This is a genomic window from Streptosporangium sp. NPDC020145, assembly GCF_040631275.1.
In the GTDB taxonomy this organism is placed as follows: domain Bacteria; phylum Actinomycetota; class Actinomycetes; order Streptosporangiales; family Streptosporangiaceae; genus Streptosporangium.
Genome location: NZ_JBEXZT010000033.1, coordinates 25,952 through 48,001, shown reverse-complemented (window position 1 = coordinate 48,001; position 22,050 = coordinate 25,952). Strand labels below are relative to the sequence as shown.

At 71.7% G+C, this 22,050-nt stretch carries 20 protein-coding genes; 8 read left to right on the top strand and 12 right to left on the bottom strand.

Features of this window, described 5'->3' with window-relative positions; translation table 11 throughout:
* Positions 1-25 precede the first annotated feature (25 nt).
* The 3 genes from ispG to ABZ463_RS36345 all read left to right on the top strand — a co-directional run bounded on the left by ispG (position 26) and on the right by ABZ463_RS36345 (position 2,402).
* Positions 26-1,195, top strand: a complete 1,170-nt coding sequence (gene ispG, locus ABZ463_RS36355; RefSeq protein ID WP_352008403.1) for a flavodoxin-dependent (E)-4-hydroxy-3-methylbut-2-enyl-diphosphate synthase — start codon at positions 26-28, stop codon at positions 1,193-1,195.
* A 40-nt stretch (positions 1,196-1,235) separates the two neighbouring features.
* On the top strand, positions 1,236-1,739 hold the full coding sequence (locus tag ABZ463_RS36350) for a GNAT family N-acetyltransferase (protein WP_362783626.1): 504 nt from the start codon (positions 1,236-1,238) through the stop codon (positions 1,737-1,739).
* 201 nt (positions 1,740-1,940) lie between these two features.
* Entirely contained in the window at positions 1,941-2,402 is a 462-nt protein-coding gene (locus tag ABZ463_RS36345) for a hypothetical protein (protein ID WP_352008405.1), read from the top strand.
* A gap of 83 nt (positions 2,403-2,485) precedes the next feature.
* On the opposite strand, the gene ABZ463_RS36340 is transcribed toward ABZ463_RS36345, so the two are convergent.
* Positions 2,486-2,869 (bottom strand): RidA family protein, encoded by a 384-nt coding sequence (locus ABZ463_RS36340; protein WP_352008406.1) that lies wholly within the window; start codon positions 2,867-2,869, stop codon positions 2,486-2,488.
* Between the two features lie 132 nt (positions 2,870-3,001).
* On the opposite strand from ABZ463_RS36340, the gene ABZ463_RS36335 reads away from it, so the two are divergent.
* Both ABZ463_RS36335 and ABZ463_RS36330 read left to right on the top strand, forming a co-directional pair.
* Entirely contained in the window at positions 3,002-4,561 is a 1,560-nt protein-coding gene (locus ABZ463_RS36335) for an alpha/beta hydrolase (RefSeq protein ID WP_362783622.1), read from the top strand.
* An 82-nt stretch (positions 4,562-4,643) separates the two neighbouring features.
* On the top strand, positions 4,644-5,486 hold the full coding sequence (locus ABZ463_RS36330) for a DUF4081 domain-containing protein (protein ID WP_352009434.1): 843 nt from the start codon (positions 4,644-4,646) through the stop codon (positions 5,484-5,486).
* 9 nt (positions 5,487-5,495) lie between these two features.
* Here ABZ463_RS36330 and ABZ463_RS36325 read toward each other — a convergent pair whose 3' ends face one another.
* Both ABZ463_RS36325 and ABZ463_RS36320 read right to left on the bottom strand, forming a co-directional pair.
* Positions 5,496-5,873 (bottom strand): DUF3037 domain-containing protein, encoded by a 378-nt coding sequence (locus tag ABZ463_RS36325; RefSeq protein WP_352008408.1) that lies wholly within the window; start codon positions 5,871-5,873, stop codon positions 5,496-5,498.
* Positions 5,870-6,691, bottom strand: a complete 822-nt coding sequence (locus ABZ463_RS36320) for a HipA family kinase (protein WP_362783618.1) — start codon at positions 6,689-6,691, stop codon at positions 5,870-5,872. The genes ABZ463_RS36325 and ABZ463_RS36320 overlap by 4 nt, the downstream gene beginning before the upstream one ends.
* A gap of 154 nt (positions 6,692-6,845) precedes the next feature.
* On the opposite strand from ABZ463_RS36320, the gene ABZ463_RS36315 reads away from it, so the two are divergent.
* Complete coding sequence (locus tag ABZ463_RS36315) at positions 6,846-8,642, top strand: trypsin-like peptidase domain-containing protein (RefSeq protein ID WP_362783615.1); 1,797 nt, start codon at positions 6,846-6,848, stop codon at positions 8,640-8,642.
* An 8-nt stretch (positions 8,643-8,650) separates the two neighbouring features.
* Here the strand turns inward: ABZ463_RS36315 and ABZ463_RS36310 are convergent, their stop codons facing one another.
* Together ABZ463_RS36310 and ABZ463_RS36305 are read right to left on the bottom strand one after the other, a co-directional pair.
* Positions 8,651-10,348 carry a CHAP domain-containing protein gene (locus ABZ463_RS36310; protein ID WP_362783612.1) on the bottom strand — a complete coding sequence of 566 codons (1,698 nt, stop codon included), beginning with the start codon at positions 10,346-10,348 and terminating at the stop codon, positions 8,651-8,653.
* Positions 10,349-10,663: 315 nt separating this feature from the next.
* Positions 10,664-11,266 carry a helix-turn-helix domain-containing protein gene (locus tag ABZ463_RS36305; protein WP_362783609.1) on the bottom strand — a complete coding sequence of 201 codons (603 nt, stop codon included), beginning with the start codon at positions 11,264-11,266 and terminating at the stop codon, positions 10,664-10,666.
* Positions 11,267-11,366: 100 nt separating this feature from the next.
* Here ABZ463_RS36305 and ABZ463_RS36300 point away from each other — a divergent pair, with 100 nt between their 5' ends.
* Positions 11,367-12,305 (top strand): zinc-binding dehydrogenase, encoded by a 939-nt coding sequence (locus tag ABZ463_RS36300; RefSeq protein ID WP_352008413.1) that lies wholly within the window; start codon positions 11,367-11,369, stop codon positions 12,303-12,305.
* On the opposite strand, the gene ABZ463_RS36295 is transcribed toward ABZ463_RS36300, so the two are convergent.
* The 6 genes from ABZ463_RS36295 to ABZ463_RS36270 form a co-directional block, all read right to left on the bottom strand.
* Positions 12,290-12,655: a VOC family protein gene (locus ABZ463_RS36295; RefSeq protein WP_362783605.1), complete on the bottom strand. Its 366-nt coding sequence runs from the start codon at positions 12,653-12,655 to the stop codon at positions 12,290-12,292. The two genes, ABZ463_RS36300 and ABZ463_RS36295, sit on opposite strands and share 16 nt — an antisense overlap.
* A complete protein-coding gene (locus ABZ463_RS36290) occupies positions 12,652-14,955 on the bottom strand; it encodes a serine/threonine-protein kinase (protein WP_362783602.1) in 2,304 nt (767 codons plus the stop codon). The genes ABZ463_RS36295 and ABZ463_RS36290 overlap by 4 nt, the downstream gene beginning before the upstream one ends.
* Positions 14,956-15,060: 105 nt before the next feature.
* Positions 15,061-16,317 carry a serine hydrolase domain-containing protein gene (locus ABZ463_RS36285; protein ID WP_362783599.1) on the bottom strand — a complete coding sequence of 419 codons (1,257 nt, stop codon included), beginning with the start codon at positions 16,315-16,317 and terminating at the stop codon, positions 15,061-15,063.
* Positions 16,318-16,401: 84 nt separating this feature from the next.
* The gene (locus ABZ463_RS36280; RefSeq protein ID WP_352008417.1) at positions 16,402-16,671 is read right to left on the bottom strand and encodes a GntR family transcriptional regulator; all 270 of its coding nucleotides are present in this window, start codon (positions 16,669-16,671) and stop codon (positions 16,402-16,404) included.
* A gap of 81 nt (positions 16,672-16,752) precedes the next feature.
* Positions 16,753-17,379: a 5,6-dimethylbenzimidazole synthase gene (gene bluB, locus ABZ463_RS36275; RefSeq protein WP_362783595.1), complete on the bottom strand. Its 627-nt coding sequence runs from the start codon at positions 17,377-17,379 to the stop codon at positions 16,753-16,755.
* Positions 17,380-17,594: 215 nt separating this feature from the next.
* Positions 17,595-19,049, bottom strand: a complete 1,455-nt coding sequence (locus ABZ463_RS36270) for a BTAD domain-containing putative transcriptional regulator (RefSeq protein ID WP_362783592.1) — start codon at positions 19,047-19,049, stop codon at positions 17,595-17,597.
* Between the two features lie 254 nt (positions 19,050-19,303).
* On the opposite strand from ABZ463_RS36270, the gene ABZ463_RS36265 reads away from it, so the two are divergent.
* Positions 19,304-20,626 carry an alpha/beta fold hydrolase gene (locus tag ABZ463_RS36265; RefSeq protein ID WP_362783589.1) on the top strand — a complete coding sequence of 441 codons (1,323 nt, stop codon included), beginning with the start codon at positions 19,304-19,306 and terminating at the stop codon, positions 20,624-20,626.
* A gap of 4 nt (positions 20,627-20,630) precedes the next feature.
* Here ABZ463_RS36265 and ABZ463_RS36260 read toward each other — a convergent pair whose 3' ends face one another.
* Positions 20,631-22,049 (bottom strand): ATP-binding protein, encoded by a 1,419-nt coding sequence (locus tag ABZ463_RS36260; protein WP_362783586.1) that lies wholly within the window; start codon positions 22,047-22,049, stop codon positions 20,631-20,633.
* Position 22,050 lies beyond the last annotated feature (1 nt).

Below are 22,050 nucleotides of genomic sequence, written 5' to 3'. Positions count from 1 at the left end.
GTCCCCGACTCACCAAGGGCTGAAAATGACTTCTGTTGCTCTCGGGATCCCGTCCGTGAGGACCAGGCCGATCGCCGAGCGACGCAAATCCCGTCAGATCATGGTTGGTTCCGTTCCTGTCGGCGGTGACGCGCCGGTCAGCGTGCAGTCGATGACCACCACGCTCACCGCGGACGTCAACGCGACGCTCCAGCAGATCGCCGAGCTGACCGCGTCCGGCTGCCAGATCGTCAGGGTCGCCGTGCCGTCCCAGGACGACGCCGACGCGCTGCCGATCATCGCCAGGAAATCCCAGATCCCGGTCATCGCCGACATCCACTTCCAGCCGAAGTACGTCTTCGCCGCGATCGAGGCGGGCTGCGCGGCGGTCCGGGTCAACCCGGGCAACATCAAGAAGTTCGACGACAAGGTCGGTGAGATCGCCAGGGCCGCCGCCGACCACGGCGTGCCGATCAGGATCGGCGTCAACGCCGGCTCCCTGGACCCCAGGCTGCTGCAGAAGTACGGCAAGGCCACCCCGGAGGCGCTGGTCGAGTCGGCGCTGTGGGAGTGCTCGCTGTTCGAGGAGCACGGTTTCCAGGACATCAAGATCTCGGTCAAGCACAACGACCCGGTCGTGATGGTGCAGGCGTACCGGCTCCTCGCGCAGCGCTGCGACTACCCCCTCCACCTGGGCGTCACCGAGGCGGGGCCCGCCTTCCAGGGCACGATCAAGTCGGCCGTGGCCTTCGGCGCCCTGCTGGCCGAGGGCATCGGCGACACGATCCGGGTCTCGCTGTCGGCCCCTCCGGTCGAGGAGGTCAAGGTCGGCGCCGCGATCCTGGAGTCGCTGAACCTCCGCGAGCGCGGTCTGGAGATCGTCTCCTGCCCCTCGTGCGGACGCGCCCAGGTCGACGTCTACACCCTGGCCGAGCAGGTCCAGGCGGGCCTGACCGGCCTGAAGGTCCCGCTGCGGGTCGCGGTGATGGGCTGCGTGGTCAACGGTCCCGGCGAGGCGCGGGAGGCCGACCTGGGGGTGGCCTCGGGCAACGGCAAGGGCCAGATCTTCGTCAAGGGCAAGGTCATCAAGACCGTCCCCGAGTCGCAGATCGTGGAGACCCTCATCGAGGAGGCCCTGCGGCTTGCCGAGGAGATGGGTGTGGAGATCGACTTCGACGACGAGGACGCCCCCGGCCCCGAGGTCGTCGTCCGTTAATCCGTTGCCGTCCCTGCCCGGACAGGGCAGGGTTCACGTCATGATCGAAGTACGTGTCCTGAGCTCGGACGACTGGCCGCTGTGGCGGGAGCTGAGGCTGGCGGCCCTCGCCGAGGCGCCGGCCGCCTTCGGGGCGAGACTGGCCGACTGGCAGGGGGACGGCGACCGCGAGGACCGCTGGCGGGGACGCCTTGAGATACCCGGTTCGCACAACGTGGTCGCGGTCCTCGACGGAGTGCTCGCCGGAATGGCCAGCGGTGTCCCCGCCGGCGGTGCGGACACGGTCGAGCTGATCTCGATGTGGGTCGGCCCCCAGGCCCGGGGCCGGGGGGTCGCGGGCCACCTGATCCAGGAGATCGAGCGATGGGCGGCGCTGCGGAGCACCGCGACCCTGCGCCTGTGTGTGATGCCGGACAACGACGCGGCCATCGCGCTCTACCGGGGCCACGGCTTCAAGGACACCGGGGAACTCGGCGACCTGCTCGACGACGGCAGGAGCAGGGAGATCGTCATGGCCAAGCCCCTGGGTGGCTCCGGAGGGTGACCGGACGGCCGGTGGAAAAGGTGAGATCTCCTGATCTCTGGGGCGAACGGGGCGAATGTGTCGGGTGAACAACCTGGGGCCATAACTCAGAGTCGCCATTGACTACCCTTGGTCGCTGGGCTTGATTTGGTTGCGGTCCTCACTCGTCGTCACGTTCCGCGACGGGGAGGCAAGGCGTCGTCCTCCGTTGAAAGGAAGCGCATGTTCCGCACCTCTGCCCGCGCGGCGACCCTGGCCCTGGCGGCTCTGACGGGTCTGGCCGGTCTCGTGCCCGCCTCCTCCGCCTCGGCCGCCGTGTCGAGTACCCCCGTCCACACCACCGTGGCGGGGGCCGACGACTGCGGTCGCGAGCTAGGCGAGTGGATCGACGGCGGCCACGCCGTCTACCGGGGAAACCTCCGTGCCGAGCTCAGTGACGAGACGGTCGAGGCGATCGTCTCCTTCCAGGACGACCGGGTCGAGGTCGTCCTCGACGGGCGCTCCTCCGGGTCGCGGCGCCACCGGTTCAACCCGGACCGGCCCGGCATCACCTGGACCACCTTCGGCTTCTCGGTCCTGCTCGACCGTCCCACCTGCGAACGGGACGGCGTGGGCGAGGCCAACCTCGCCCTGAGGGCCCCGGGCCTCGGGCGCCTGCAGGGCCAGGTCCACCGGGAGGAGTAGGTTCGCGGGCGGGTTGTCTCGTGGGGCGGTTCCGCGCGGGCGCGCGGGGCCGCCCCACGGCGTCTCCCGGACCGGCCAGGTGTTCAGGGGCGTCGCGCGTCCACCTCGATCTCTATCCTCATCCGCGGATCGGACAGGCCGCAGACGATCATCGTCGCCGCGGGCCGTACCTCGCCGAAACGGCGGCGCAGGGCGGGCCAGCACAGCTCGAAGTCCGCGCGGTCGGGCAGCATGTAGCGCACGCGCACGACGTCGGCGAACGAACAGCCCGCCTGGGTCAGCGCGCTCTCGATGTTGCGCAGGCACTGTTCGGCCTGCTCGACCACGTCGTCCGAGATCGTCATCGTCGCGTAGTCGAACCCGGTCGTCCCGGACACGTGGACCCGGTCGCCGTCGACCACCGCGCGCGCGTAACCGATCTCCTCCTCGAAGGTGGAACCGCTCAAGATCGCATATCGCTCCGTCATGTGATGGATGCTAGCCAGGGCTCCCGGACGGCAACGTGACGGTCACGGGATGGCAAGGATCTCGTCGTACCGCCCGTGGCCGGGTCACCGGCTGGGAGACCATCGCCTCTGCCGTACGAGTAGGGGGAATTCGTGAAAAGGGTTGTCGGGGTCGCCGTGGGCTTCGCGGTGTTCGCCGCCATGGCCGGGCTACCGCAGGAGGCGGCGGCGCAGGAACGGGACGATCTGGTCTGGGGGCCCTGCGAAACACCGGGCAAGGCCTCGTCGGACGCGGACGCCTCCTCAGGGAGCGGTGAACAGGCGGGTGTGGCGGTCGAGTGCGCCTCCCTGAGGGTCCCGCTCGACTACGCCGATCCTGACCGGACCATCAGCCTGGCGCTGAACCGGGTCAGGGGCGGGGACTCGCGGAACCATCTGGGGGCGTTGCTGGTCAACCCGGGAGGGCCGGGGGCCTCCGGCCTCAGCCTGGCCAGGCGGGTCGCCGCCCAGCTTCCCCCCGACCTCGCCGGACGGTTCGACGTGATCGGGTTCGACCCGCGGGGGGTCGGCCACAGCGAACCCGCGCTGCGGTGCGTCGATCCCGCCGAGTACTACGCCCCGCCCCGCCCGGACAACGTTCCCGGCAACGCCGAACAGGAGGCGGTGCTGCTCGGCAGGGCCCGCCGGTACGCCGAGGCCTGCCAGAGCCGGTGGGACTGGATGCTGCCGCACCTGAGCACGGAGAACAGCGCCAGGGACATGGACGAGATCAGGAAGGCGCTGGGCGAGGAGAAGATCAGCTATCTGGGCTACTCGTACGGCACCTATCTCGGCGCGGTCTACGCCACCCTCTTCCCCGGCCGGGTGAGCCGGATGGTCATGGACAGCGTGGTCGACCCGAAGGGCATCTGGTACGGCTCCAACCTCGCCCAGGACGTCGCCTTCAACCGGCGCCACCGGGACTTCCTGCGCTGGACGGCCCGTCACAACGACGTCTACCGGCTCGGCCGGACGACCAGGATGGTCTCCTTCGCCTGGTACGCCATGCGCAACCGGCTGCGTGTCCGCCCGGCGGGCGGGGTGGTCGGGCCGAGTGAACTCGACGACATCTACACCCTCGGCGGCTACTCCGACCTCGTCTGGCCTCAGCTGGCCAAGGCCTTCTCCACCTACGTCAAGAAGGGGGACGACGCCCCGCTGCTCGCCGCCTACCACAGGTACGCCGAGAACGACGCCGAGGACGAGAACGGCTACGCCGTCTACCTGGGGGTGCAGTGCCATGACGCCGCCTGGCCCGGCCAGTGGAGCAAGTGGCGCGCCGACATGTCCAGGACGCACGCCAAGGCCCCCTTCCTGACCTGGTCGAACGCCTGGTACAACGCGCCGTGCGTGTTCTGGCCCGAGCGCGGGGGCACCCCGGTGACGCTCAAGGACAACGCCGGGCTGCCGCCCATCATGATCGTTCAGGCGGAGCGCGACGCCGCGACGCCGTACCGGGGGGCGCTGCGCATGCGGGCGGTGTTCGGGCGCTCCAGGATGCTGGCCGTGGCCGGGGGAAACCACGGGGCCACCTTCAGCGGCAACCAGTGTGTGGACCGCAGGCTGGCGGCCTACCTCAGGGACGGGACGCTCTTCGGCCCGGCCAGGCGGGCGGCGCGAGGACCGGACGCCCGCTGCGCCGCGACCTCGCAGGCACCGGCCGCGGCCGGGTGACAACACAGGCCACCCAGGGTAGATGACAGGCTCTGTGTTGGTTCCTGCCAAAATCGTGGGGGTCGCGTAGGCTGGGCGCGTGATGCTGCGCACAATGGCGTCGCGCGTGCTCGACGACAACGATCGTGACGAGGTGCTGGCGATCCTGGACGCCGACCCCGTCTCCAACGTTTTCGTCGCCTCCAGGGTTCGTGCCGTCGGTCTCAGCCCGGCCAGGCTCGGCGGCCAGATGTGGGGGTTCGGCCCGCGCGGCGGCCTCACCTCGCTCTGTTACGCGGGAGCCAACCTGGTCCCGGTCAACGCCGGCGCCGAGGCCGTGCACGCCTTCGCCGAGCGTGCCCGCAAGCAGGGACGCCGCTGCTCCTCGATCGTCGGCCCGTCCGACGCGGTCGAGCCGCTCTGGGAGCGGCTCGAACCGTACTGGGGGGCGGCCCGCGCGATCCGGTGGACCCAGCCGGTGATGGAGGCGACCGAGCCGTCCCCGGTCCCGGCCGACCCCCTGGTCAGACGGGTCAGGCCGGAGGAATTCGAGATCCTGCTGCCCGCCTGCGTCGCGATGTTCACCGAGGAGGTCGGCATCTCGCCCGAGGTGGGCGACGGGGGCGCGCTCTACCGGTCACGGGTCGCCGAGCTGATCCGGATCGGCAGGTCCTACGCCAGGATCGACGACGGCCGGGTCGTCTTCAAGGCCGAGATCGGCGCCGTGACCCCCCAGGCGTGCCAGATCCAGGGGGTCTGGGTCCACCCCGAGCTGAGGGGCAGGGGCCACGCGGTCGCCGGGATGGCCTCGGTGCTCAAGCACTCCCTCGAATGCTTCGCGCCGGTGGTCTCGCTGTACGTCAACGACTACAACGCCCCCGCGAGGGCGGCCTACCGCAGGGCGGGGTTCCGCGAGGTCGGCACCTTCATGTCCGTCCTCTTCTGAGGAGCGGGTTCACAGGGCCCGGACGAGCCTGGTCAGCAGGTGTTCCAGTTCGGCGCCGGGGTCGGCGGTGAGACCCGCGTGCACCGGGCCCGTCTGCACGATCGTGCTTCGCGGGGCGGTCAGCCAGCGGAACCGGCTGCCGAGCGACTCGCCCGTCAGCGGACCCTCCTCGCCGAGGCAGGAACGCCGGTAGGCGCCCAGAGCGTGTCGTACGCCCTCGACGTCGGCGTTCGCGTCGAGGGCCCGCAGCCTGGCCTCGTCAAGCTCGATCCCGGCGCACAGGTAGTCGCGCGGCTGGCAGTACAGCAGCACCCCGGCGTTGATCAGTTCGCCGCGTTCGACGCGGGGGACGACCCGGATCACGGCGTACTCGTAGACGTCTCTCACCGGTTGTCCTTCCAGAACGCGCCCACCGAGCCGGTCTTGCCGTCCTGCCGTGCCCCGGGAGCCCCCTGGGGAAGCTCCTGGGGGAGCCACCGCCTGGGGGCCTGCGCCCTTGCCAGCAGATGCTCCACATAGGCCTGCCGTACGGCCTCGGCCCCGTCGAAGCCGGGTTCGTCCTCAAGCCACTCGTCGGGGACCTCGTCGACGACTCCGTCGAGGAGGTCCCGGGTGATCGTCTCGCTCAGCTCGGCGTCGACCTCAGGGAGGAGGGTCGCGTGGGGGGCGAGCACGTGGTCGGAGCCGTCGAAGGGGCGCTCCGGGTCGGCGGCCGGCCAGTTGTGGTGGAACCACAGGGCGGCGCCGTGGTCGATCAGCCAGGTGTCGCCGTGCCAGACGAGGAGGTTCGGGTTGCGCCAGCTGCGGTCCACGTTGTGGATCAGGGCGTCGAACCAGAGCAGCCGGGAGGCGAAGCCGGGGTCGGGCGGCCAGGTGAGCGGCTCGAAGCCGAGGGCCGCGGGCAGGAAGTCGACCGCCAGGTTGAGCCCGGCGCTGGCCCGCAGCAGGTCCTGGATCTCCTCGTCGGGCTCCCGCACGCCGAGCTGCGGATCGACGTCGATCACCTTCAGGTCGGGGGTGCGGAAGCCGAGGCGGCGGGCCAGCCCGGCGGCGATGATCTCCGCGACGAGCACCCTGCGGCCCTGCCCCGCGCCCCGGAACTTCACGACGTAGGTCCCGAGGTCGTCCGCCTCGACCACGCCGGGAAGCGACCCGCCCTCGCGCAGCGGGGTCACGTATCGGGTGGCCGTGATCTGTTCCAGCACTCCGCCAGGCTAGCGGATGGTCACGGTCCTCTATCGCCACTCGTGTCACGACATATGGGTAGCTGTTAACGAATGTCCCAGTCGCTTCCAAGTGCCCCCCAAGTGCGGCGGGCCATGCTCTCGCCTGGGAAGCGAGTTTGGGGAGAGTAAGAAAATGTGGCGAAGACTCAGCGCCGTCGCCGGACTGGCCATGGCCGGGGTGCTGGCCCTGCCGGGCGCCGCCATGGCCAAGCCGAAGGAACTGGACGTTCCCGTGGGAACGTGGCTCGCGGCGAGGACACATCCCGCCGTGCAGCTGACCTCGGTGTCCTACACCGCGGAGGTGGCCGTGCCGACGCCGGTCGCCAACCTGGACGCGATCAAGCAGCTGACCCAGCAGGGCATCTCCGCCGTCCAGTCGGGCAAGATCTCGGCGGACGAGAACAGCATCTACCGGTGGGTCGTCCAGCAGATGGCCAAGGAGCCGGGGCGTTACTTCTCGCCGGGCACGCCGGAGCGCGTCGTCGAGGCGAGCGCGGGCGGCCTGTGCACCGGCTGGTGGGTGACCCCCGACGGTTACATGGTGACCGCGGCGCACTGCGTCGGCCAGGAGGAGACCGAGCTGGCGCAGACCTTCGCGGAGCAGGCGCTCACCGAGGTCAACAAGAAGGACGCCGCCGACCTGATCGCCGATCTCGGCGACGCCGCCTCGGACGACGAGATCGTCAGGACCGCCTCCAAGATCTTCCAGGTCTGGAACGCGGACAACATCAAGATCCGCAACGTCCAGAGCTCACTCTCGTTGCTGCAGAGCCTGCCCGGCGGCGGGGTGGACAAGACGGCCAAGTCGGTCCCCATCGAACTGGTCGCCAAGGGCACGGTCTACCCGGGCAAGGACGTGGCGATCCTCAAGGCCAACGGGCAGAACAACCTGCCGACCGTTCCGCTCGGTCAGGACTCCGACGTCCGGGTCGGTGACACGCTCTACATCAGCGGGTTCCCCGGTACGGTGACGCAGACCTCGATCTTCAACGTCGAGTCCAAGCTCGACCCGGCCTTCACCGAGGGCCCCTACAACGCCAGCAGGCAGACCCCGGAGGGCGTGCCGTACATCCAGACGCAGGCCCCGTCCTACCCGGGCAACTCGGGCGGGCCGGTGTTCAGCAGGGACGGCAAGGTCATCGGCATCCTGGTCGGCGGTCTCATCCAGCAGGACGGCGGCTCGACCGAGGGCGAGAGCTTCGTGCTGCCGGTCAGCATCGTCAAGGAGAAGCTCAACGAGAAGAACATCAAGCCCGCAGAGTCGGCCACGACGAAGGCCTACAACGAGGCGCTCGACCTGTTCTTCGCCAACCACTACTCCGAGGCGCTGCCGAAGTTCCGTGAGGTCCAGGCGCTGCAGCCGAACCACCCCTACGTGGCCAAGTACATCACCGACTCCCAGCAGGCCATCACCGCGGGCAAGGACGAGAGCTCCTCACCGATCCTGCCGTGGGTGCTGTGGGGCGGTGGCGGGGCGGCCGCCCTGCTGGTGGTCGGCGCCCTGGTGGCCATGGCCGGTAAGGGCAGGCGCCGGGTGAAGACACCGCCCACCTCGTTCCCGCCCGTGTCCTACGGCGCCCAGCCCGGTCACTCGCCGCAGGGACCGGGGTACGGCCAGCCGTACGGCGGGGCACCCGGGGGAGCGCTCGGAGGGCCTTCCGCGGGGGCGCAGGCCTACCAGCAGCGGCCGCCCTACCCGTTGCCGCCCGGCTCTGAGGAGACCCGCTCGGTCCGCCCCCATGCCCAGCAGTACGGCGCGCCGCCCCAGATCCAGGGCCCCCAGGCTCAGGGTCCCCAGGCCCCTCAGGCTCAGACTCCTCGGGCACAGGGGCAGGGGCCGGGGGCGAACACCCGCATCGCCGGGCTTGAGGCGGAACTTGAGGAACTGCGCCGCAGCATGGGGCAGCAGCGCCCGCCCGAGCGACGCTGACGCCTCCCTCAGACGGTGACCCTGGCCCTGCGCCGCCCCTGGTAGGGACGGCGCAGGGCCGGGTCGTCAGCGGGGAGCGGCGCCGTCAGTACGGGAACCGGCCCGTCCTGGACGGCGGCCGGGGTGGTCGCGGGACGGGCGTGCACGGGCCGGGTCGGCCGTGTGGACCGCATGGTCGTGCTGACCGGGGTCTCGGGCCTGCGGTGCCGCCTGCCCCGCAGCGGGGCGTCCTGCGCGAAACCGGGCGACAGGGTGGAGGACTCGGTGACCGGGTGCTCGCGCAGGCGGCGCCTCCCCTGGTAGGGCAGGCGGGGGCCGTCGTAGCGGCGGACCGTGCCCGGCTCCGCGGCGCGGAGCGGATCGGTGTGGGGCCGCGTGTGCCGTCCGTCGCCGGGGAGGTCGAGGGCCTCCGGCTCCTCGACACGCGCGGGCGGAGCGGTGACCGAGGGGAACCCCGTCGTCTGGGCGGACCTGAACGTGGTCTCCGCGACGGCGGGCGCCGTGGCGGACAGCCCGGCGGGAACCGTGGCCGACACAGGGGCAGGCACGGGAACGGCCGCCGTGACAGGCGCCGTGGTGGCCATCACGGCGGGCGCCGCAGTGGGCGCCAAAGTGGGTGCCACAGTGGGCGCCACGGTGGGTACTGCGGCAGGTGCTGTGGCGAGGGCCGTGACGGGCACGGCGCGGGTGACGCGGCGGCGTCCCGGGGCGCGACGGCGGCCGGGCGCCCGGCGGGTGCCGGCCGTACTCCCGGCACCGGCCATGGCGAGCGCTGGGCGTGCCTTCAGCTGCCTGGTCTTGGCGTGGGCGATGAGCGCGACGGCGGTCAGCAGGACCGGCGCGAGGATCGCGGGGGTGCCGAGCTGGGGGGCCTCCGAGGGCAGGCGCAGGCTCGTGGCGGCGGGGGCGGCGGCGATCGCGTTGGTGTCCGCGGTCGCGGGCTTGGCGTGCTTTCCGGTACGGCCCGCGGCCTGCGTGGTGGCGGGCGGCGCGGTCTTCGCGGTCTGCTTGGCGGGAGGCTGGGACTTCGCCTGTGCCGCTGAGGGGTCCTTCGCGTGGGCCCCGGTCTCCGGCTTGGCGTGCTTGGGGCCGGTCCTGACCGGTGGGGAGGGCGGCAGGTTCTCCCGCACCGTGGCGGGCGGGGCCTGCGACAGCAGGTCGGGGTTACGGGTGAGGGCGACGGAGTTGTCCGGGCGGGGGGACGCCGTGACGATCTCCTGCTGCTGGGCGGCCTCCTCGTCCAGACGGGCCTTGATCTTCTCGGGGTATCCGTATCCGACGACCTTGTCGGTGTCGCGCACCTTGCGTTTGGCGACGCCACCGTCGATGTTGCCCTCGATGGTGTGGATCTTCTTGCCCTCGACCCGGGTGACGATCCCGACGTGGTCGATGCCGTCGAGCTTCTTGCCGCCGCTCCAGTCGAAGAAGACGAGGGCGCCGGGCTTGGGGACGGTGCCCCAGGCGTCCTGCTGGCGGAACCACTTGGCGTGGTGGACGGTGTAGGCGAACTGCCCCACCCAGTCTTCGTATCCGAGCTTCTTGGCCGCCCAGGACAGGTACATGTCGCACCAGGGGGCCGTGCTGTAGTCGGCGTCGAACTCGACGGTGTTGTACCAATCGCCGAACTTGGTGTAGCCGCTGCCCCGCTCGGAGTACCCGAGCTGGCTCTCCAGCAGTTCGATGAACTTGTACGTCTCAGGTGTCATCTGGAAGTTTCCGGTCATCCTCCGACGGCCGTCGAAGCATGGTCGCGCCGCCCTCGCGACCTGGCCGCCGGAAGACGGGGGTCGAGCGATGGTGCGTCACGGGACCGACCGGCGAGGCGGCCGAGACACGTGTGGCGGCACCATTGGCCAGTTGTCTTCCGTGACGAGGGAGGTTACCTCCCTTAAAGGGAAGGTCAAGACGGTCCGGGACCCGCTCCGGAACGAGCTATGGTGCACCGGACGGCAAAAGCCGACGTCAAAGGCGTTTTCATGATTTTTCCACTGTAAACGCCCAGCCAAAAAAGATCTGGCGAATCACGAAATCCGCGGTGGGGCGGGGGCGTCGAGCAGGGCGAGGGCCAGTTCGGTGACGGACCGGGTGAAGCGCCGGGGCTCCTCGGGCGACGCCGTCCGCCGGACCAGTTCACCGTCGAACACGGCGAGCAGGGCGTGGGCGAGGAAACCCGCGAAGTCCGTGTCGAGGCCGGTCCGCGCCTCGGCCACCAGGGTCGCGATGTGGTCGTGCCAGAACAGGTAGCTCGGCTCGGTGTACTTGGCGTCGGCGCACGCCTGCTCGTGCGCGGTCAGCAGGGCGGCGTTGGCCTCGGCGATCCCGCAGAGCCCGTCGAGGAAGGCCGTCAGGCGCTCCCGCGCGGGCGCGCCCGGCCCCAGGGGCGGGGGGCCGTCCACGATCGCCTCACGCAGCGCGAGCGAGCGCTCCTCAAGGAGGGCGCGCAGCAGGCCGGTTCGGCTGCCGAACCTGCGGAAGACGGTCCCCTTGCCGACCCCCGCCTCGGCCGCGACCCGGTCGAGGGAGACGTGGTCGCCGCCGTGCTCGGCCACCAGCCGTTCGGCCGCCCGCAGGACGGCTCTCCGGTTGCGTGCGGCGTCGGCGCGTTCCTGACGCTGCTCGGCCATGGGCTCTCCCGTTGACAAGCGGACCGATGGTCCGAATATTCTAGCGTCCAGGTAAGCGGACCGACGGTCCGCTGCAGTGATCCCCACGGAGGGAAGTCCCATGACCGTTCGCGCCGTCGTCACCGACCCCCGGGCACGGGCCGCGCTGCGGATCGCCGAGGTCGCCGACCCCGAACCACGTCCCGGCCAGGTCCTGATCGACGTGCGGCACATCTCACTCAACCGGGGCGAGGTGGCCTTCGCCGGGAGTCTTCCCCCGGGAACGGTGTCCGGCTACGACGCCTCGGGCGTTGTGGCACGCGCCGCCGCGGACGGCAGCGGGCCCGCGGAGGGCACCCGCGTCGTCGCCTTCGGGCCTGGCGCCTGGGCGCAGCGCGTCGCGGTGGACACCGACGCGGTCGCCGAGGTCCCCGACGCCGTCGACCTGGCCCACGCCGCGGCGCTGCCGATGGCGGGGGTCACCGCGCTGCGGGCGCTGCGGACCCGCCCGATCCTGGGCCGCAGGGTCCTGGTCACCGGGGCGGCGGGAGGGATCGGCCGGTTCGCGGTGCAACTGGCCGCGCTGGGCGGGGCACACGTCGTGGCCTCCGTCGGCTCCGCGGCACGCGGGGAGGGGCTGACCGGACTGGGCGCCCGCGAGGTGGTCGTCGGCCTCGACGGGATCGACGGCTCCTTCGACCTGATCCTGGACAACGTCGGCGGGGCGCAACTGGTCGCCGCCTGGCCGTTGCTGGCCCCCGGAGGCGACCTCCAGAGCATCGGCTGGGCCTCGGGAGAACCCGCCGTGTTCGCGCCGGGCTCACTGTTCTTCCTCGGCCGGTCGAGGACGATCAGCACGTTCGGCGACGCCACGGCCTTCGGTCCCGACCTGGCCACCCTGCTCGGCCTGGCCGCCGAGGGCAGGCTCTCCGCCGAGATCGGCCTGCGAGACACCTGGGAGCGCCTCGCGGAGGCCGCCGAGGCCCTGCTCGGACGCCAGGTCGCGGGCAAGGCCGTACTGGACGTCGAACCGTGGCGGGCGGGTCAGAGCGGGGCGTAGAGCACCAGGACGTTGCCGGAGGGGTCGCGGAGCACCGCCCTGACCTCGTGCGGCCCCCTCTCGGGCTCCTGGACGACCTCGGCGCCCGCCCCGGTCAGCTCCCGTACGGCCAGCGCCACGTCCGCCACCCGGTAGGAGGGCGCGGTGACGTCGCCCGCGACCCGCTCGGCCGCCCCGACCAGCGCGACGGTGACGCCGCCCCCGTCGAGGGCGGCGAACCGGTCGCCGTCACGGAAGCGCACCGCGAGACCGAGCGCACCCGAGTAGAAGGCGATCGCCCCGTCCATGTCCTCGACGGGGACCAGCACGTTGCCGAGCCTGCTCACACCGGCCTCCAGGGGAGAGGTCATCCCGGCTCCCCGGGAACGGAGGGGACGTCCTGCGGCGCCTCCGAGGGGTCGGAGGGGCCGGGCTCCTGCTCGCAGGGCGGCAGGTCGACCCGGGCCTGGCTCGAACGGCTCTCACCCGCGGGCACCGTGGTGATCGTCACGGTCCGCCGGGCGTACTGCCCACACTCGGGCAGCGTGGCGAACTCGCCGGTCACCGTGCGCGTGTAGTCGGTGCGGCCGGACAACTCGATCGTCTTGGCGCTGCCGGTCGTCCCGCCGTCGGCGCCGGGGACCTGCTGGGTGAAGGCCAGCCGTACGGTCACCGGGGAGGTGCCGGAGGCGCGCACCCGGAAGCCGACGGAGGTGCCGTCGAAGGAGGTGATCGTGACGGCGGGGGGCACGCACTCCTCACCCTCGACCACCGTCTGGGCGTACTGGGCGCCGTTGCCCGCGGGACGGTCCGTGGTGACCGTGACCCCGAGCACGGCCCGCCCGCCGCACGGCACCTCGGCCGGGGGAGCGGGAAGTTCGACGGAGTAGCCGGTCTCCCCGGACAGGGTCCTGGTCACGGTGTCCAGCGTGCTGACGCCGCCCTCGTCGTCCTTGCGGGTGAAGGACGCGGTGAGCCGTACCCTGCCCGGACCGCCCGCGCGGACCTTGACGACGGCCGTCTCGCCGTCCCAGGAGGTGATCTCCGCGTTGCGCACCTCGGGGGCCGGGCACGGGCCGCCCCTGACCTCGACCGTACGGCTCAGCTCCCCGCCGGAGAACCGGGGCGAGGTCGAGGCCATGACCCTGCGGTAGAGGGTCTGCTCGCAGGCGGGGGCGGTGAAGGCGTAGGGAACGGGCTGGGAGTGGACGCCGTTGCCCCTGAGGGTGAAGCTCCGCGTGGCCACCTTCGTCAGGTCGTCACGCTCCTCACCCTGGGCGAAGGAGACGGTCAGCACGACGGAGGCCGGGGTCGAGGAGCGCAGGCTGAGCGTCGCCCCGCCCGCGTCGAACCGGGTGATCGCGAGGTCGTCGACCCCCGGGCTGGAGGTCGGGGTGGGGGACGGCGTCCGCGACGGGTCGGTGATCGGGGTCGGCCGCGCGCTCGGGGACGACGTCGGGGTCCTGCGCGGCGTCGGGTGGGCCTTCGGGGGCGTGCTCTCCGACCTGGCCGAGGTCCGTTCCGTTCCGGTGTGCGGCCGTTTGACGGGAGGCCGGGCCGGTTCCGGCGGGGGAGAGCCGCCCGCGCCGTCCGGCGGGGTCTTCCCGGCCCCGGGCACATGCGCGGGCGGAGTGAAGATCGAGTTCGCCGAGAGCCTGTCGGCCGACCGCCCCGAGGCGACCAGCCCGACGGTGACCGCGACGGTGATCACGACGACCCCGGCGAGCAGCCTGGGGCCGAGACGGGGACGGCGCCTGCCGCCGCCCCTGCCGAGCACGGTGCTCGCCAGCGAGGTGCTCGCCCGCTGGGCCGGCCTGGCCAGCGGGAACGACAGCGCCAGCAGGGTGGCCAGCTCTGCCAGGTGCCGCCGCCCCCGCTGCTCCCACTCCGGTCCGTACGCGGCGGTCGCGGCGGCTTCGAGTTCGAGGACGAACGCCTCCGCCGTCGCGGGCCGGTCCGCCGGATTCTTCGCCATGCCCCGCGCGACCAGGCCCCGCACCGAACTCGGCACGGCCTCGATCGGGATCGGCGCCCGCTGGTGCTGGTGCATCAGCGCGGCCCCGTTCTCCGCCCGGTAGGGCCGGTGCCCCGTGAGGCACTCGAAGAGCACACAGGTGGCCGCGTAGACGTCGCTCGCCGGGGTGGCCGGATGCCCGGCCCACTGCTCGGGGGCCATGTACGGCGGGGTGCCCTGGGGCGCGTCGGAGGCCCCGGTGCGGGCGGCGATGCCGAAGTCCGTCAGCTTGCTGGCGCCGTCCGCCTGGATCAGCACGTTCTCGGGCTTGTAGTCGCGGTGCACGATCCCCGAGGAGTGCGCGAACGCCAGTCCGAGCAGCGAGCCCTTGAGCACGACGAGCGCCGCCTCGGGGCTGGTGGTGCCGTGCTCGGCCAGGATCCTCCTGAGGGAGACGCCGTCGACCAGCTCCATGACGATCGCGGCGTCGCGGGTGTCCTCGTAGTACTCGTAGAACTGGACCACGTTCGGGTCGTACAGCTCGACCATGACGCGCGCCTCCTCGCGGAAGCGCGCCAGGAACCTGTGGTCGCCCCGCAGGGCCGCGTTCAGATACTTGATCGCCACGTAGGCGCCGGTCGCGGTGTAGGTGGCCAGCACCACCCGGCCGCCGCCTCCCGCACCGAGGTCTCGAACCTCGTGGTATCCCGGAACCAATGGAGTCCCCCTCCGAGCGCCGTCGCTTGTTCGACGGTCTCACCCCTGCCGTCGGTTGTCACGGTTCGCGAATTTCGTAAGGAAATCGCTATGTGGGAGACCGGTCTAAAGAGACGCGTAGACGGCCTCGGCGAGCCGGTGGGCACGAGGGCTGCCGGCGACGGCGTCGGTCATCCTGTTCATCGTGTACGCCATGCCCAGGCCGTGTTCCACGTCGCCGAGGCTGAGGAAACCGCCCATGCCGGTGTGGCCGAAGGCGGTCCGCATCCCCTGCTCGGGGACCCGGAAGGCCTGTGCGGGCCGCATGTAGCCGAGGCCGAAGGAACTGTCGAGGAGCAGCACCCGGTCGGGGCCGGAGACCCGGGGCCTGACGGCGTCCCGCAGGGTCTCCGGGCGCAGGATCCGCCCGGCGACCAGATGACGGTAGAACCCGGCCAGGCCGAGGGCGGTGGCGACGACCCCGATCGCGGGCCAGCCCGCGCGCAGGACGACCGGGTGGTTGGCGCCGCCGCGCAGCTTGGTGACCTGCGGGTTGCCCATGGCGCGGCCGGTCAGGCTCTCGCCGTCCCGCATGGCCCTGCCGAGCGCCTCCCCGGCGTCGGCACTGGGGTTTGTCACGTTCCCGGGCGCCGCCGGGGTTCCCGAAGCCGCCGGTTCCCCGGGTGCCGCAGGCTTCCCGGGTGTCGCCGGCTTTTCCGAAGTCGCCGGTGTCGAGGCCCCGAGACGCAGCCCGCCGGACAGCCGGGCCGCCCGCGCCGCCACGTCGTCCGGCGCGCCGAGCCAGAGTTCGAGCCCCAGCGGGTCGGCGATCTCGGCGGCCACGAACTCACCCGCCCGTTTGCCGGAGACCCGGCGGATCACCTCGCCCAGCAGGAAACCGTAGGTCAGCGCGTGGTAGCCGTGCCCGGTCCCCGGCTCCCACAACGGCGCCTGCCCGGCCAGCCGGTCGGCGATGGCCTCCTGGTCCTCGAACTCCTCGACCGGCACCGGCTCCTCGATCACCGGCAGCCCCGCCTGGTGGGTGAGCAGGTGCTCGACGGTGACACGCTCCTTGCCCGCGCGGGCGAACTCGGGCCACACCTCGGCGACCGGTGCCGTGACGTCCAGCAGACCGCGCTCGGCCAGCAGCAGCACCGCCGTCGCGGTCACCGCCTTGGTGCACGAGTAGACCAGCGTGGGGGTGCCACGCTCCCAGGGACGCCCGTCACGGCGGTCGGCCACACCACCCCACAGGTCCACGACAGGCCTGTCGTCAAGGAAGACGGAGAAGGCCGCGCCGAGCTCCCCGTCACCGGCGAAATTCTGGCGGAACACCTCGCGCACCCGCGAGAACCGAGGATGGCACCATCCGTGAACCGCCATCGTCCACTCCTGTGAAAACGCATGTGAGCGCGGAAAACCCGCCGGGCGTTGAGCCTAACAACGCCCGGGAGCGACCCGGGACCCTCAGCCCCCGCCGGTCTCCTCCGCGCGGGAGGACACGTAGGCGCCCCCGCCCTCCACGGTGTAGACGAGGCCCTCGTCGGACAGGACCTGGATCGCGCGCCGTACGCTGCCCGGATCGAGGCCGTAGCTCCGCTGGAGGCTCTCCTCCGAGGGGAGCGGGCGGTCGAGCTGGAGCTCACCGCTCGTTATCCGCGCACGGAGGATGCCCGCGAGCCGCAGGTGGGCGGGGACGGAGTCGCCCGGGTCACCGGGCTCGATGGTCGCGGCCATATGTCCTGGATGCCCGCCGTACGGCTTCGTGTCCCAGGTGTGCCGTAACAGGGACGACGGTTGACAGACGTTTTGTACGGCTCAGCGTCCCCGCCAGCCGTCCCGATGGAGGAGGTCGGCCAGGGGGACGCGTCCGCGCCACCCCTTGCGTTCGAGGTCGGGCACGCGCTCCCGGTGCGTCACCGGTCCCAGGCAGAGCCAGGCCACCGGGCGGACCCCCTCCGGGATGCCGAGCAGGTCGCCGACGAACTCCTCCCGGTAGAAGGACACCCAGCCGACCCCCAGGTCCTCCGCGGTGGCCGCGAGCCAGAGGTTCTGGATCGCCAGGCACACCGAGTAGAGCCCGGCGTCCGCGATCGAGTGGCGGCCGAGGACGGCCGGGGCCCCGCGCGCCGGGTCGTAGGTGACGACGACGGAGAGCGTCGACTCGCGCACCCCGTCCACCTTGATCGTGGCGAACGTCGCGGCCCGCTCGGCGTCGAGGGTGGCCGCGAAGACGGCGCGCTCCCGCTGGACATGGCCGGCGAAGGCCTCGCGGATCTCCCGGTCGCGGACCACGATGAAGTCCCAGGGCTGGGAGAGGCCGACGCTGGGCGCGGCGTGAGCGGCCCCCAGGATCCGTAGCAGGACCTCCTCGGGCACGTCCTTGCCGGTGAACTCACCGCGCACGTCCCGTCGTTCGAAGATCACGTCGTAGAACTCAGGCATGATCGCCAGCATCTCGTGTCGCGCCGCGCACCGGTACGCCCGCCGTACCTCTTCTCCCGGCCACGCCCCCGTGGGCCCCCGCGCCCTCTCGTGGCCGGAGAAGAGGTACGGCGGACGCGCCCCCCTTCAGCCGAGGGCGACACCACCGCGGTCAGCCTGCCGGGCGGCCCTGCACGTTTCCTGTACGGCGGGCACGGGCCGAGTGAAGGCCCAGGTCAGGGCACCACCGTGACGTCGAAGAAGATGCCGCTGAGGTGGGGCATGTACTGGTTGCCGTCCACGTCGACCATCTTCCAGTAGACCTTGCACCGGGCCGGCTCCTTGGGGGCCCGCACCTCGACGCTCACCAGCGCGGACTCGCCGGGCTCCGTGTCGGGGATGCGCACACTCCTGTGCTCGGTCTGGCACAGGTCCTCGCCGTCCCACGGCCACTGCCGGTACAGGTAGCGGTCCCGCCACGGGACCGTGCCGATGTTGTCGATCTGCCAGGTCTTGACGAATGTCTCACCGACCCGGACCGTGCTGCCGTCGGGGTAGGTCACGTCCTTGGCGAGCCGTGACCGGTCGCCGGGGATGGGCCGGACCAGATGGGTCTCGGGGGGCAGTTCCTCGGGGCGCGGCAGCCACAGCCACAGGGCCGCTCCGAGGAGCAGGCAGACGACCACGGCCACGACGGCCGTCAGCCGCGCCCGTTTTCCGGAGAACCGTCTCCTGAGAAGCACCCCCCAGGGAACCGTCTCCTTGAAGGACCACCCCCAGGACCCGTCCGCCAGGACCGCCGGGATCGTGGACCCCACCGGGGGCGCGGGGTCCACGGCCTCCACAGGCTCCACAGGCTCCACAGGCTTCGCGGGCGGCGCCGGGTCGGTCGCGGACCCGGTCTCGGCAGGCTCAGGACGGGGTTCCACGGTCTTCGCGCCGTCGGAGCCGGAGGCCAGGATCTCCCGGTGCAGGTCGCGCAACTCAGGACCGGGGTCGGCGCCGAGTTCGTCGCGGAGGGTCCTGCGCAGCCGTTCGTAGAGCGTGAGCGCCTCGGCCGACCGCCCGGTCGCGTGCAGGGCGCGCATCAGCCGGTGGTGCAGCGTCTCGCGCAGCGGGTTACGGCTCGTCAGTTCGGTCAGCTCGGCGACCAGGGTCCCCAGGGCGGCCTCTCCGGAGAACGTCAGCTCGGCGTAGAGCTCCATGGCGGACAGCCGCAGTTCCTGCGCGTGCGCCGCCCGTTCGAGGACGCACGGTGTCTGCGGGACGTCGCTGAACGGCTCCCCGCGCCACAGGTCGAGCCCCTCCCGCAGGGTCTTCGCCGCCGCCTCCGGGTCGCGCTCTTCACCGGCCAGGGACAGCGCCCGCTGTATCCGCGCCAGGTCGGTGCCGGTCTCGCCGAGGTTGAGCCCGTAGCCGCCCGCCCTGCTGTACAGGACGGGTTCCGTCTCCACGGGTCCGGTGAGGGAGCGAAGCAGGGCACGTAGCCGGGAGGCCCGGACCTGGACCGCGTTGGCCGGGTCGGCGGGCAGCCGGTCGGGCCACAGCGCGTTGGCGAGGTGCTCGGTCGAGACGGTCTCGCCGGGGTGGGCGAGCAGTTCACCGAGGAAGGCACGATCCTTGGCGGCGGTGGGGGCGGTGGACTGCCCCTGGTGCGTGATCGTCAGGTTCCCCAGCACGAGAAAGTCCACGCGGTGGAGTATGGCAGCTTTCGTCCAGTATTCGTCTGCCCTTCGGCGTGCTGTCAGAGACAACGCGAGGAGGTATGGTTCGGACGCGCCGATGTCGAAGGCATCGTGCAGGGAAGCCGTCGGTTCAGGGCTGCCAAGTCCGTGCCACCGTCAGGCGTCGGGAAGAAGCATGGTCTGACGCTTCGGCGCCGTGTGTGAAGGGTTTCGGCTTGGGCGCGTCGGTGTCTGGACTGAGGAGCGAAGGAGCGCAGCGGATGAGCGACGAGGGAAGACACCGACCCGAGGCGCCCAAGCCCGCGGTGCCGGAGGCGCCGCGAAGAGGCACAGTCCACCTGCCCGGGGTGGCGCTCACCGACCATGTGTTCACCGTGCCTCTCGACCACGCCGATCCCGGCGGGGAGACGATCGAGGTCTTCGCCCGTGAGGCGGTCGACCCGGCCAGGCGGGGGGACGACCTGCCGTGGCTGGTCTTCCTCCAGGGCGGTCCCGGCGGCAAGTCGCCCCGGCCGCACGCGGCGGACGGCTGGCTGGCACGCGCGCTGCGCACCCACCGGGTCCTCCTGCTCGACCAGCGGGGGACGGGCCGCAGCACCCCGATGACCGCCGCGACGCTGACCGGGACCGACGTCGAGGTGGCCGCCAGGCTGCGGCACTTCCGCGCCGACGCGATCGTCGCCGACGCCGAGCTGATCCGGCGGGAGCTGGCCGGTGACCGGCCGTGGGAGACCCTTGGGCAGAGCTACGGCGGGTTCATCACGCTGACCTACCTCTCCAGGGCGCCCGAGGGGCTGGCGGCGTGTTACGTGTGCGGTGGGCTGCCGGGGCTCGCGGCGGACGCGGCGGAGGTCTACTCCCTCACCTACCCCCGGGTCCGCGCCAAGGTCGAACGCTTCTTCGCCCGCTATCCCGGGGACTCGGCCAGGCTGGACGCCGTCGCCGACCGGCTGCGCGAGGAGGAGGTCAGGCTTCCCGACGGGGACGTGCTGACCGTGCGCCGTCTGCAGAGCCTGGGCATGTGCCTGGGGATGAGCGACGGCGCCGAGTACCTGCACTGGCTCCTGGACGAGGCGTGGACCGGGCGGGAGCTGTCCGACCTGTTCCGCTACGAGGTCATGATGGCCACCGGGTTCGTCGGCAACCCCCTCTACGCGGTCATGCACGAGTCGATCTACGCCCAGGGGGCGGCGACCGCGTGGGCCGCGCACCGGCTGCTGCCCGCCGAGTTCGCCGAGGACGCCCGGCCCCTGCTGCCGACCGGGGAGATGATCTACCCCTGGATGTTCGAGGAGATCGCGGCCCTGCGTCCCTTCAGGGGCGCGGTGGAGATCCTCGCCGCCGACGACTCCTGGCCCCACCTGTACGACCCCGTACGGCTGGCCGCCAACCGGGTCCCGGTCGCCGCGGCCGTCTACTACAACGACATGTACGTCGACGAGGGCCTGTCCATGCGGACGGCCGCCGAGGTCGGTGAGGTGCGGACCTGGGTGACCAGCGAGTGGGAGCACGACGGCGTGCGGGTCTCGGGCGAACGCGTGCTCGCCCGACTGATGGACACGATGACGGGCGTGTACGGCTGAGGAGTCAGGGAGCGAGGACCTCGGTCAGCGGCAGCCGTACCTGGAAGCGGGTGTCGCCGGGCACCGACTCCACGCGCAGGTCGCCGCCGTGGCGTCCGGCGACGATGCGGTAGGAGATGTCCAGGCCGAGTCCGGTGCCCTCCCCGACGGCCTTGGTGGTGAAGAACGGCTCGAAGATCCGGTCGCGCAGGTGTTCGGGCACGCCGGGCCCGGTGTCGCAGATCTCGATGAGGGCGGTCGTGCCGTGTTCGAGGCGGGTGCGGACGGTGAGGGTCCCCTCGCCCGCCATGGCGTCGAGCGCGTTGTGGACCAGGTTGGTCCACACCTGGTTGAGCTCTCCGGCGTAGCCGGGCAGCGGTGGCAGCTCCGGGTCGTAGTCGGTGGCCACGGTGATTCCCGGCGGGATCTTGCCGCGGAACATGGTGAGCGTGCTGTCCAGCAGTTCCCGCAGGTCGACCCGCTGGTACGGCGCGCGGTCCATCTGGGAGTACTGCTTGGCCGAGGCGAGCAGCGTCGAGATCCGCTCGGTCGCGTCGGTCACCTCGTCGAGCATCTGGGAGATCTCGACGGCCTCCGCCAGCCAGCGCACCGCGCCGGCCAGGTGCTCCTCCCCGATCTTGGCCCTGACCTTCTCCAGGCCCTCCTGGCCGAACCCGGCGCTCACCAGTGGCGCCGCGATCTCCCAGGCGTCCTCGACCCCGGCGGCCTCCAGGGCGTCGCCGAGTTCGTCCTCGGCGTCGGAGGTCTCAAGCGGGGTGCGGGCGGGCACGTTCCCGACGCTCTCCGCGCAGCCCTCCTGCAGGTCGACCAGCGCGCGCAGCCGCTCGGGCGGGATGCCCGCCTCGGTGAGGTCGGCCAGCTCCCGCCGCGCCGACTTGATCTTCTCCCGCAGCTCGCCGACCGCGCGTACGGCCGCGGCGGCCGGATTGTTGAGCTCGTGGGTGAGCCCGGCGGTGATGGTGCCGAGCGCGGTCAGCCGCTGCCGTCTGTCGATGAGCTCGCGCTGGGCCAGACCGCCCAGACGCACCCCGTCGAGCAGGTGGACGGCCATCGGGAACCACTCGGCGACCATCTTCCCGTACTTCCTGGCGGGCAGGACGAACAGCCGGGAGGGCTTGGTGGCGCGCAGCGAGTGGGCGTAGGTCTCCGGGGCGCGCTCGCCCAGGTAGGCCGAGGTCGCCCCGGCGTAGACCCCGACCTGGGAGGTGGGGGTCATGGTCACCACACCGGCCGGGGTCTCGGTGGACATGACGATCTCGCCGTCGATGAGGACGACGAAGTGCTCGGCGGGCTCGCCCTGCCGGATGATCGTCCCGCCCGCGCCGAACTCACGCTCCTCGCCGTGCGAGGCCAGCCACCGCAGCTTCTCCTCGTCGAGCTTCTCGAACAGGAACAGCCCGCGGAGCACGTCGATGTCGATCATG